This window comes from Nonomuraea bangladeshensis, from assembly GCF_039529455.1.
Taxonomy (GTDB): Bacteria; Actinomycetota; Actinomycetes; order Streptosporangiales; family Streptosporangiaceae; genus Nonomuraea; species Nonomuraea bangladeshensis.
The window spans coordinates 146,989-159,089 of sequence record NZ_BAAAMV010000007.1 but is presented as its reverse complement, the minus strand read 5'-3'; the positions used below and the strand labels follow the sequence as shown (position 1 = coordinate 159,089).

7 protein-coding genes are annotated in these 12,101 nt (G+C 72.4%); all 7 read left to right on the top strand.

The window, feature by feature from the left end; all coding sequences use genetic code 11:
* Positions 1 to 89 precede the first annotated feature (89 nt).
* A complete protein-coding gene (gene ychF, locus ABD292_RS23705; RefSeq protein WP_344210758.1) occupies positions 90 to 1,166 on the top strand; it encodes a redox-regulated ATPase YchF in 1,077 nt (358 codons plus the stop codon).
* Positions 1,167 to 1,328: 162 nt separating this feature from the next.
* Positions 1,329 to 1,697, top strand: coding sequence for a hypothetical protein (locus tag ABD292_RS23700; protein ID WP_344210756.1), 369 nt, complete (start codon positions 1,329 to 1,331; stop codon positions 1,695 to 1,697).
* A gap of 631 nt (positions 1,698 to 2,328) precedes the next feature.
* Positions 2,329 to 3,048: a conjugal transfer protein gene (locus ABD292_RS23695; protein ID WP_344210754.1), complete on the top strand. Its 720-nt coding sequence runs from the start codon at positions 2,329 to 2,331 to the stop codon at positions 3,046 to 3,048.
* Positions 3,049 to 3,129: 81 nt separating this feature from the next.
* Positions 3,130 to 3,375 (top strand): hypothetical protein, encoded by a 246-nt coding sequence (locus ABD292_RS23690; protein WP_240778098.1) that lies wholly within the window; start codon positions 3,130 to 3,132, stop codon positions 3,373 to 3,375.
* 38 nt (positions 3,376 to 3,413) lie between these two features.
* The gene (locus ABD292_RS23685; protein ID WP_344210752.1) at positions 3,414 to 7,223 is read left to right on the top strand and encodes a TcpE family conjugal transfer membrane protein; all 3,810 of its coding nucleotides are present in this window, start codon (positions 3,414 to 3,416) and stop codon (positions 7,221 to 7,223) included.
* A 47-nt stretch (positions 7,224 to 7,270) separates the two neighbouring features.
* Positions 7,271 to 9,748, top strand: coding sequence for an ATP-binding protein (locus ABD292_RS23680; protein ID WP_344210750.1), 2,478 nt, complete (start codon positions 7,271 to 7,273; stop codon positions 9,746 to 9,748).
* Positions 9,745 to 12,096 carry a type IV secretion system protein gene (locus ABD292_RS23675; RefSeq protein WP_344210748.1) on the top strand — a complete coding sequence of 784 codons (2,352 nt, stop codon included), beginning with the start codon at positions 9,745 to 9,747 and terminating at the stop codon, positions 12,094 to 12,096. The genes ABD292_RS23680 and ABD292_RS23675 overlap by 4 nt, the downstream gene beginning before the upstream one ends.
* Positions 12,097 to 12,101 lie beyond the last annotated feature (5 nt).

Below are 12,101 nucleotides of genomic sequence, written 5' to 3'. Positions count from 1 at the left end.
GATCGATGATTGCAGGACTCCGCGCCCGGTTCCGCCCGACACGCTACGGGCGAACCGCCCGGGCGCGGCGGCAAGTAAACTCGCTGTCCGTGAGTCTCTCCATCGGCATCGTCGGCCTGCCCAACGTCGGTAAGTCCACGCTGTTCAACGCGCTGACCAAGACCGGCAACGCGCTCGCGGCCAACTACCCGTTCGCCACGATCGAGCCCAACGTGGGCATCGTGGGCGTGCCGGACGACCGCCTGCCCGTGCTGGCCGAGATCTTCGGCTCGGCGCGCATCCTGCCCGCCAAGGTCGAGTTCGTCGACATCGCGGGCCTGGTCAAGGGGGCCTCGGAGGGACAGGGGCGGGGCAACCAGTTCCTCGCCAACATCCGCGACACCGACGCGATCTGCCAGGTGATCCGGGTCTTCGGCGACCCCGACGTCACCCACGTCGACGGCGAGATCTCCCCCAAGCGGGACATCGAGACGATCAACACCGAGCTGATCATGGCCGATCTGCAGACGGTCGAGAAGGCCGTACCACGCCTGCAGAAGGAGGCGCGCAACAACAAGGACAAGAAGGCCGCGCTGGAGGCCGCCGAGGCCGCGCTGGCCGTCCTGGAGACCGGCAAGACCATCTTCGAGAGCGGCCTCGACCGCGAGGAGCTGCGCGAGCTCCACCTGCTGACGGCCAAGCCGTTCCTCTACGTGTTCAACCTCGACGCCGACGAGCTCACCGACACCGCGCTCAGGGAGCAGCTCTCGACGCTGGTCGCCCCCGCCGAGGCCGTCTTCCTCGACGCCAAGATCGAGTCCGAGCTGGTCGAGCTCGACGAGGAGGAGGCGCTGGAGCTGCTGCAGTCGGTCGGCCAGGAGGAGTCGGGCCTGCGCCAGCTCGCCCGGGTCGGCTTCGAGACGCTCGGCCTGCAGACCTACCTCACGGCGGGCCCCAAGGAGACCAGGGCCTGGACCATCCGCAAGGGCGCCACGGCCCCCGAGGCGGCCGGCGTGATCCACACCGACTTCCAGCGGGGCTTCATCAAGGCCGAGGTGGTCTCGTTCGACGACCTGGTCGAGGCCGGCTCGATCGCCAACGCCCGCTCGGCGGGCAAGGCGCGCGTCGAGGGCAAGGACTACGTGATGCGCGACGGCGACGTGGTGGAGTTCCGCTTCAACGTCTGACCCCCGCGCCCGGCGCGTCTTTCGTCGACCTTGTGTGACGTTTCGCTACGCTGTGTTGCCGACACTGTCATGGTGACGTGCCGAACGTGTTTAAGTGTCAACCACTTTGGGCCCCCGCGCGTCGAATCGTCACGGCGTTCACGCTGACTCGGGAGGCCCCTCATGATCCGTCGCATCATCCGGAAACGACGCCCCGCTCCGACGCTCGCGGGGATCAGCCTGGAGGAGGAGCTGGCCCTGATCAGGGTCGAGCTCATGTACGGCCTGCGCGTCAACAGGGAGGCTTACCTGCGCAGGAAGGTGGACGAGCGCAACGAGATGGTCAGCCGCATGCGCGAGCGCGACGCCGCGGAGATGCTGGCCGACCTGCGCGGCTCGCTGGAGCGGTCGGTCCGCCCGACGGTCGTCGACCTCCAGAGCAGGGCCGGGACCGTCCAGGGCGGGGCCGCCGACGCCCAGAGCCGCACCGGCGTCGTCGATCTCCAGAGCCGGCGCCGGGGGCGTTCGATGCAGGATCCCGAGCCCGCCTGAACGCGGCTCCGACATCCGCGGCCCATACCGAATGCGCAGGTCGTGAGAGGTTCATGCCTGTTCTGGACAGGAATCCGTGGCCGTCGCGCTAGGCGGTTTTAGGCGTTTGTCCTGGTCATAAGCCGTTTCTGCTGGGGACTGATGGGAATCGGTAGTGACGCCTGTCGCAGAGCCCCGGTTTGCCGTGAGGGCGGTCGTGCCTGCAGCATGGGCGTGGCTTTCCTGGAAGAATGGCGGAGACCGGATAGGGTGACTACTTCACCGCGGATGATGGGGATCGGCAACGGACGACACCGCGCCAGCCGGGGGGATCGGCGCGAGCGGAGGCGTGATGGCTCGTAGGTCTACCGTCCAGCACGATCCTCGGATCGCTGACGGGCCCGGGCTTTCCGCAACCCTGGACCCGGCCGACTACGACGTGCCGCCGCCCCGCCGGCCGCGGCGCGGTGGCTGGTCCGGCGGCGGCGGGCGATGGCTCGTCTGGGTGGGCCGCATCATTCTCTGGGCGCTTATCGTGGTTATCGTGGTGAATGGGATTCGTGCACCATTTGAGCGATTTACCCAGCAAGAGGGCACAACGTCCAATGCGGATGCCCCGGCGGCCGAGACGGGTTTCCCCACGCAGCGGGGGATGGCGTTCGCCGCCCAGTTCGCAGGGGTCTATCTCAATTTCAGCCCTGACGACGCGGACAGCAGGTCGCGCAAACTCGCGGCGTTCCTGCCCGACGCCTCCGACCCCCAGATGGGCTGGGACGGTTTCGGCAAGCTGGCCGCCGTCGCGATCCAGGCGTACGACATCGAGGTCGGCGACGACCAGAACGCCGTGGTCAGCGTGGCCTTCCAGTCCGGGCCGCGGCGCATGATGCTGTCGGTGCCGATCTACTACTCGGGCGACGAGGGCGGCAGGCGCTTCGTGGTGTCCGGGCGGCCGGCGATCCTGCCCGCGCCCGGCCCGGCCGAGCTGCCCCAGATCGCGCCGCCGGAGACCGACGACGCGGCGGCCGCCGAGCTGAAGCCGCAGCTGGAGGGCTTCTTCAAGGACTACGCGTCCGGCGAGACCGCCGGGCTGCAGCGCTACGTCGCCGCCGGCAAGAGCCTGCCCAGCTTCGGCGGCGCGTTCACCTTCGCCGAGCTCAAGAAGGTCGTGGTGCCTGTGGGGGGTGCCACAAGAGAGATTCAGGCGGTGGTCGTGTGGGTCGTGCCGAACGGCGACGCCCCGCCCACCCCGAACGCCACCGACCCCGCGGCGGTGGGCGCGCGTTTGGAGCAGGCCTACCGGCTCACCGTCGAGAAGCAGGGCGACAAGTGGTTCGTCGCCGACATCCGCGGCGCCGGGCGGGTCGTTGACTAAAGGCCCGTCCGCGCCGCAGAACGGTACCCCCCGGGAGGACGAGAAGTGACCTTGAAGACCATAGTGCTCTCCTTGCTGCAAATGACGCCGGCGCCCACGTCGACCGGCATCGACACCGGAGGGCTCGCCGACTTCCTACGGGCGTTCTTCGCCCCGTTGTTCCTGGTGGTGGTGTCGGTGGTCGCGCTGTTCTTCCTCTTCACCCGGGAGATCACCCGGTTCGTCCAGTTCTTGATCTTGGCGGTGGCCATCGGGGTGATCTTCTACGTTCCCAACATCATTGAGGTGACGGCAAAGGCGATCGCCGGCGCACTGGGCATCAAGTAAAGGGTTGAGACCGTCCGGCGGCGGTCATACACGAGCGGGTGAGGGAGGAGGACCGGGTGGACCTGCCCACGTACACGAACATCTGGCGCATCGAGAAGCGGCTCTACAAGCTTTACGACCTACGCCTGCCGATGCCGCTCCCCATCGTCTGGATCGGCGTCTTCGTCGGGGTGTTCGTCCCGTGGTCCCTCCTGCTGATCCTGGTGGGCGTGCCGGTCGCGATGCCGTGGCACGTGCTGTTCCTGGTGCCGCCGGGCATCGTGACGTGGCTGTCGACCCGTCCCGTCATCGAGGGCAAGCGGCTCACCGAGCTGCTGGAGTCCCAGATGCGCTACCTGGGTGAGTCGAAGGCCTGGTACCGCCTCGCGCCCGGGGCCGAGCCGGAGACGGTGACCTTCTCTGCCCGCGTGTGGCGCACCGCGCCGGTCCGGGTCAAGGCCCGGCGTCCCGCCAAGGCACGGCAGGCGCAGCGGCGGGCCGAGGAGCAGCGGGCGGCGGGTCCGCGGCAGGTCCGGCCGGCGGTCGCCGCCGCTGCCGCCGCGGCCGGGCAGGCTCCGGTCGCCGAGCCGACGACCGGGCGTACGGGCTGGGGCTCCCGCCGCGGCACGGCTCCCGCCCTGCGCGGGCGGGCGCGACAGGGCACCGCCGAGGCACTTCCCGCCGGACGCGAGCGCCCGCTGGCCCTCCCGCCCGGCACCGACCCGAACGGCGCGGACCGGCCCATGGAGACCGGCCGCGAACGGGTCCGGCAGGAGGACGGCGCGAAGGCCGCCCGTGGGCGGGCGCGGGCGCGGCAGGAGGCCGGCGCAGAGGCCGTTCGTGGGCAGGCCCGGCAGGAGGGCGGCGCGGAGGTCGTTCGTGGGCGGGCGTCGCACGAGGGCGGCGCGGAGGTCGTTCGTGGGCGGGCGTCGCACGAGGGCGGCGCGGAGGTCGTTCGTGGGCAGGCTCGGCAGGAGGACGGCGCGCGTCGCAAGGGCGGCAAGCGGCGGATCTTCGGCCGGGACGACGCGGTCCAGGAGGCCGCCAGCCAGCAGACCGCCCTCCGCGAGGCGGCACTGCGCGAGGCGGCCCTCCGCGAGGCCACTCTTCGCGAGGCCACCCACGGAGCTGGTGAGGAGCCGGTGACCCGCCTGGCGACCCCGTCACGGCCCGCGCAGGAGCCCACCGCTTCCGAGCATGGCCGGGATGAGGCATCGGCCCCTGAGCAGGGCGAGTCGGCGGCCGGCGAGCGCACGGCATCCCCTCGCGAGCGTGACGAGACGCAGGCTCAGGAGCAGGTTGAGGCGCGGGTTCATGGTGAGGTTGCCGAGGCCGAGAGCAGCGAAGCCCGTGGTGATGGCGAGGCGGAGGGGCGAGACGTCCGTGGCGGGACGGTCGTGCCCATCCGCTCGGGGGGTCAGGGTCGTAAGTCCGCCGCTGCCAAGCCGATCGACACTGAGGCGCTGCGGCGACTGAGAAGGCTCGCGGCGAGCGCCGACGCCCCGTCGGACGCCGCCGCCCGCTCGGATGCCCGTACGGATGTGGGTGACCGGGTCGGCAGCGAGCGGCCCGAGGACGAGGTCGCCCGCGACCAGCACCGGAAGGGCCAGCCGCCGAGGCTGGGCCCGGCCCTGGTGCTCCCAGGCCCGCACCGCGCCTGGCCGCCGCTCGACCCCAACGCCAAGCCCCTGCCCCGCCCCCCGGCCCCGCGCCCCGAGCAGCCGACCGGAGACGCGGCCACTGGCGCGCAGGCGGGCAGCGGCGAGGACACGCCGGCGATCCCGCCCAACGCCCCTGGCGTAGGCGGCACGGCCGTCCCCGACGAGGTCACGGCCACCGGCACCGAGGACAGTCACGACGCGGCGGCGAGCGGCACTCCGGCGGACGCCACGTCAGCGAGCGCCCCCGCCGCCAGCACCCCCAAGGACAGCAGCTTCACTGCAAGCGGCGACGCTATGAGCGGCGACGCCCGGCGTGGCGATGCTGCGAGTGGCGGGGCTGTGAGCGGCGGTGCTGCGAGTGGCGGTGCTGAGAGCGGCGGTGCTGAGAGCGGCGGTGCTGAGAGCGGCGGTGCTGAGAGCGGCGGTGCTGTGAGTGGCGGTGCTGTGAGCGGCGGATCCGAGCGGCGGGTGGCTTTTGGGAACACCGGCAGCACTGAGGCCACCGAGACCACTGGCGGTGCCGAAGCCACCGAGGACGCCGGCAATACTGCGCCCGCTCGGAGCGGCGAGCTTGCCGACAGCGCTGAGGCCGCCGGAAGCACTGCGCCGACCCAGGACAGCGAGCTTGCCGACAGCACCAAGACCACCCAGGGCGCCGAGCTCGTCGGCAGCGCCGACGCTGGCCGGAGCACCGAGGCCAACGAGTCTGAGCCCAACGGCATCGGGGGCACCGAGGGAGCCAAGCCTGAGGCCGCCGGGACTGAGCCCGCCGCGACCACTGGCGGTGCCGAAGACACCGGTGACGCTGAGGAAAGCGGAGAGCGGGGGCGGCGGGGTGGAGGGGGGCCGCGGCTGGCGCCTGTGGCCCCGGATGCGCCCGCACCCGCGACGCACCGCGTGTCGGAGCGGCCGGATGCGCCTACCCCCGCGACGCACCGCGTGTCGGAGCGGCCGGATGCGCCCGCCCCTGCGGCGTACCGTGTCCCGGAGCGGCCAGATGCGCCCGCCCCTGCGGCGCGGCGCGCCCCCGAGCGGCCGGATGCGCCTGCCCCCGCGACGCGTCGCGCTCCGGAGCGGCCGGATGCGCCCGCCCCGGCGGCGTACCGTGCCCCTGAGCGGCCCGTCGCCCCGCTCCGGGGACGGCCCGGCGTGCCCGCGGACGGGCGGCCGGGTGAGATCGTGGCGCCTGTGCCGGGGCCGCGGCCCGGGGAGGGCAGGGTGCGGCGGGTCGAGTCCGTGGTCGGACGGGACTCCGGCGGGTGGCGGCGGATCGCGCAGGTCGTGGTCGGCGGCTCCTCGGTGCGCACCGACGGCTCCGAGATCGACGAGGCCCGCGCCAGGGCGGTGTTCAGCGGCAGCCGCAGGATCCTGGTCCTCGGCTGCACGGGCGGCGCCGGCCAGAGCACCACGGCCCTCATGCTGGGCCACACCTTCGCCCAATACCGTGACGACAGGATCGTCGCCGTGGACGCCAACACCGGCGGCGACACCCTCACCAGCAGGATCGAACCCGAGACCCCCGAGACGCTCACCTCGCTGCTGGCCGGCCTCGACCGGGTCAGCGGCTATCTGACGATGCGCGGCTACACCACGAGGACGGCCTCCGGCCTCGAGGTGATCAGCGCCGACACCGACGCGGGCGCCGAGCAGCGCCTGGCGGACCGGTCGCTCTTCTCCGACCACCGCCTGGGCGAGTCCATGAGGCTGCTCGACCGCCACTACAAGCTGGCCGTCATCGACCCGGCGGCCGCGCTGGCGGCCCGCCTCCTGCCGTACGCCGACCAGCTCGTCCTGGTGGTCCCGGCGAGCGAGGAGGCGTCGGAGGCGGTGGCGATGACGTACGAGTGGCTCGACGGGCACGGCTGCGCGGAGCTGCGCAGGCGTGCGGTGATGGTCGTGAACGGCGTGAGCAGGCGTTCCATGGCTGACGTCGAGCAGGCTGAGTCGGTGGCCAGGGGCAGGTGCCGGGCCATCGTCAGGGTCCCCTGGGACGACGACCTCGCCCCGGGCGGGGCGGAGGTCGTCGATCCCGGGCAGTTGCGCGCGGCCGGGCGACGGGCCTACCTCGCCCTCGCGGGCGTGGTGGTCGCGGGCTTCGCCGCCCAGTCGGCCCAGACGGCGCGGACAGCGCAGTCGGCGCAGAGCGTACGACCGAGCGATGAGGAGTTGGCGAGTGACCCCCCGGGCACGAGAATCGGTGAGCGTTAAGTGAACAAGCGAGCAGGTCTGGCCCGTTCATGCGCCGAGGGGGCGGCATGAGCAGGGCGTCCCGAGCGCACCAGCGCCTCGCGGTCCGCTACTTCGACGACCGCATCCTGCTCACAGACACCTGCGCATGGGCGTATTTCCGCCTTCCGACGGTCAGCTACGAGTTCGTCACCCCCGAGGAGCGGGAGGCGCTGGCCACCAACATCACGATCGCGCTGGCCGCGATCAGGATGCCCGACGCCGAGGTCCATCTGCGGGTGGCGCACCGCACTTACCCGGCCGCCGAGTGGGCGATGGCGCTCAACGCCACCTCCGACGAGGGGCCCGGCTGGCGCGACTACCTGGAGGAGATGTACCGCCACGTCTGGGCGAAGGACTTCTGGACGAAGGAGGTCTATCTCGGCGTACGCCTGGGCCCGCGCGGCAAGCAGCTCGGCAGCGGCGTGCTCGCCCAGCTCCTCGGCTTCTACCAGAAGACCGAGAAGTCGCTCGGCATGACGGACGACCACGTACCCGACAGCGAGATCGGCCGCTGGACCGAGCAGGCGGAGCGCCTCGGCCGGGCACTCGCGTCGAGCGCCCTCTACGCCCGTCACGCCACCTCCGTCGAGGTGGCGTGGCTGTTCCAGCACGCGGCGGCGGGCGCGTCGGGCGACGCGCCGCCGTCGGCGAGCCCGCGCAGGCGGTGGGGCAGGGGCGAGATCGAGACGCTGGTCGAGGGCGAGATCCACAACGGCAGGAGCCTGCTGCGGATCGTGCAGCCGCAGGGCGACTCGTACGTCGCCCACCTGTCGTTCGCCCGCTTCCCCGACCTGATGCCGTTCCCCGACGGCGAGCCGTGGATGCACTTCGCCGACCAGCTCCCGTTCCCGGTGGAGATCTCCTCCAGGATGCGGCTGATCCCGCCGGTCAAGGCGTCGAAGGACGTGGCGCGCAAGCTGGCGCACGCCCGCGACATGGACCACCACATCCGCGAGGCGGGCGCGGAGGCCCCGCTGGCGCTGGCCGAGCAGATCGACGCGGCCCGCATGCTGGAGCACGGCATCACCAAGGAGCGCCTGCCCTTCGTGTACGGCTGGCACCGGCTGATCGTCTCGGCCCCGACCGAGGACATCTGCGTGCAGCGGGTGGAGGCGGTGGTCGAGCACTACCGGGACATGGGCATCGACGTGGTCAACTCGACCGGCGACCAGTTCTCGCTGTTCTGCGAGTCGCTGCCGGGCGAGAAGGTGCGGGTCAACGCCTACGCCCAGCGCCAGCCGCTGCGGACGATCGCGGGCGGCATGGCCACGGCCACCGTCGATCTCGGCGACCGGCTGGGCGAGGGCAGCGAGGGCTGGCTGGGCCCGTACATCGGGGAGACCGTCGGCAGGGCGCGCAGCATCGTGCACTTCGACCCGCTGGTGGCGGCCACCCGCAACCGGCCGACGGCCATCGCGATCACCGGCGAGCCGGGCGGCGGCAAGACCACGCTCGCGCTGCTGATGATCTACCAGATGGCGTTGCGCGGCGTCACGGTCGCGGTGATCGACCCCAAGGGCGACGCCGAGTCGCTGGTGCGGCTGCTGGACAAGCGCGGGCGCAAGGCCCGGGTCATCCCGCTGGGCTCGGCGGCGCCGGGCCTGCTGGACCCGTTCTCGTTCGGCGACGACATCGCGGCGAAGAAGACCATGGCCACCGAGACGCTGCGGCTGCTGCTGCCGCGCATGTCGGAGGAGCGCGAGTCGGCGATGATCCAGGCGGTCGCGGCGATCTCCAACCAGCCCGACCCGTCGCTCGGCAAGGTCGTCGACCACCTGGAGCAGGCCGACGACGCGGCGTCGAAGAACCTGGGCGCGGTGCTGCGCTCGATGTCGGAGATGCACCTCGCCCGGCTCTGCTTCGACCCCTCGGGCGGCGACCAGATCGACACCGAGGGGTGGACGACCGTCTTCACGCTGGGCGGCCTGACTCTCCCCGACGTGGCCACGACCAGGGAGGACTACTCCTACGAGCAGCGGCTGTCGGTCGCCCTGCTCTACCTGGTGTCGCAGTTCGCGCGCAGGCTGATGAACGGCCTCGACCGGCGCGCCCCCAAGGCGATCTTCCTGGACGAGGCGTGGGCGATCACCTCCACGCCCGAGGGCGCCAAGCTGGTGCCCGAGGTCAGCCGGATGGGCCGCTCCCGCAACACCGCGCTCGTGCTGGTCTCGCAGAACGCGGGGGACCTGCTGAACGAGCAGGTGACCAACTGCCTGTCGTCCGTGTTCGCGTTCAGGTCCACCGAACGGGTGGAGGTGAACCACGTGATGTCCCTCCTGGGGGTGGAGGCGTCGGAGGAGCACAAGGCCGTGCTGCGCTCGCTCGGCAACGGCGAATGCATTTTCCGCGATCTGGATGGCAGGGCCGGCCGCATCGGAGTAGACCTGGTCTCCGACGAGCTTCTTCGCTGGCTCGACACGAACCCGACACACGACAAACCCGATCGCGACGGGCATGATGATCTTCAAGGGGGCGTGGGCAGGCCGCAGGAGGTACGGTCATGAAGATCCGGCTATCCCGACGACTCGCGCTGGCACTCGCGCTGGTCACCGGCATCCTGGTGGTGCCGCTGGTCGTGGGCGGGCTGTCCGCGCCGGCCGCCGCGGCACCGTGCGACCTTTCCGGGCCGCTCACGCCCGAGGTGGTGGGCGGCGGCACCGACGGGCTCATCCAGGCCCCGGCTCCGGCCGGCGCCCAGCCGGGCGCCCCGGTCACCAACTACGGCCAGTTCGGCATGAGCGGCCAGTTCTGGCACACGCACGAGCTGGGCTGCGGCGACTACGTCGCGGTGCTCGGCAACATGTGGGCCAACGGCATCTTCACCGCGGCCAAGGCCATCGACCGGCTGACGATCACCACGTACCAGGCGGCGGCCACCGAGGGACCGCTCCAGTCCATCAAGGACGTCGTCGACGACATCGTCACGAACCTGGCCAACGCCATGTACTGGCCGTTCCTCCGCCCGATCGTGATCCTCGGCGCGATCTGGCTCGCCTGGTACGGCCTGATCCGCAAGCGCGCCACCACGACCGCCGAGGGCGTCATCTGGATGGTGCTCGCGGTCACCGTCGCGACCTGGTTCTTCAGCCGTCCCGGCGACTTCACCGGCCTCGGCAAGGTCGTCACCGACAAGACCGGCGAGGTCGTCAACTCCGCCTTCTCCGGCCTGCCCGGCGCGGGCGGCGCGTCCTGCCTGCCGCCGCCCGGCCAGACCGCCGCCGAGCTCAAGCCCGGCGGCTACGGCCAGGTCGGCACCCCCGGCGTCGAGCAGAACGCCGACGCGCTGTGGTCCACGCTGGTCTGCAAGCCGTGGCTGGTGGGCCTGTTCGGCACCGCCGACCCGCAGCAGCCGATCGTGCGCGACTGGGGCCGCAAGGTCCTGGAGATGCAGTCGATCCCGCCCGCCGTGGCCGGGCAGGCGGCCCCCGACGTGGGGGCGCGCCAGCAGGAGTACGCCTCGCTGGCCGACAAGCTCAGGAACGACCCCCGCTACACGGTCTTCTCCGGCCGCGACTGGTCCAACCGGCTCGGCGTGGCGGTCGGCGCGTTCATCGCCGCCATCGTGGCGGGCCTGCTCATCTTCCTGGTGGCGGTCTCGCTGCTGGTGCTCAAGGTGGGCTTCCTGCTGCTGCTGATCATGGGGCCGGTGTTCCTGCTCATCGGCGTGCATCCGGGCAGCGGCCGGATCATCGCCATGCGCTGGGTGGAGATGCTGGTCGGCACGCTGCTCCGGCAGGCGGTGCTGACGCTGGTGCTCGGCGTCCTCGTGTACGGCTACGCGCTGATCATCTCCACGACGATGCCGTGGGGCATGCAGGTGCTGTTCATGGCCCTGCTGACGATCGCGGTGTTCTTCTACCGGCGTCCGTTCCAGCACCTGTTCGCCTCGCTCAACGGCCACACGGTCGCCACCCGGATGCTCGGCGAGGCCGCCAGCTCGTCGGTGCTGGAGCGGTCGGCGGCCGTGCTGCCGCCGGTCGCCTCGGCCCGCATCGGCCGCTGGGGGCTGCGCAAGGCCGAGCCCGTCATCCGCGCGGCCGCCGCGGCGAGCGGCGCGGGCGCGGGCGCTGCCGCCGTGGCCTCGACGGCGGGGCAGGCGCGCGTACGGGCCGAGGAGGGCGACGCCGCGGCGGCGGGCACCCGCATCCCGGCGACGGCCGCGCCGCTCGACACCGACGCCCAGGGCGGCAAGGCGGGCGCGCGGGCGCCGCTTGAGCCACGTCGTGGCACCGCGCCGCCGCTCAACCTGGGCGGCGCGGCCCGCTCCGGCGGCGGCGCCGCCGGGCCGCGTGTGGGCGGTGCGGGCGGGCCCCGGGTGGGCGGCGCTCCCCGTGCGGCGTCCGGCGCGTCCGCGGGCGGCTCAGGCGGCTCGGGCGGCTCTTCGGGCGGGTCTGGCGGCTCGGGCGGTGGCGGTTGGTTCGGCGGCGGGTCGGGCGGGGGCTGGGCCTCGCGCGGCGGTTCGTCGGGCGGGCGCAACGGCTCCGCGCGCAGCTCCAGGTTCGGCGGTTCCGGCGGCGGCACCCGGTCGCGCGGCTCCGGCGGCGGCCTCTTCGGCGGCGGCTCGGGCGGCTCTTCCGGCGGGTCGAGCGGCAGGTCGAGCGGCGGGTCCGGTGGTGGCAGCCTGTTCGGCGGCGGCTCGCGCAACGGAGCCCGGCCGAGCGGCGGCTCGCGCGGCTCCGGCGGCCCCGCCCGCCCCTCCGGCGGCTCGCGCATCTTCGGCGGCTCCGACGAGCCGGCCTCGCGCGCCTCCGAGGCCCCGCCTCTGTGGCTGCGCGGCAGCGGCCGGAGCGGCGGCTCCGAGGAGACGTCCGTGCCGTTCTGGCTCAAGCCGAACAGCTCCGACAAGGATTGAACAAG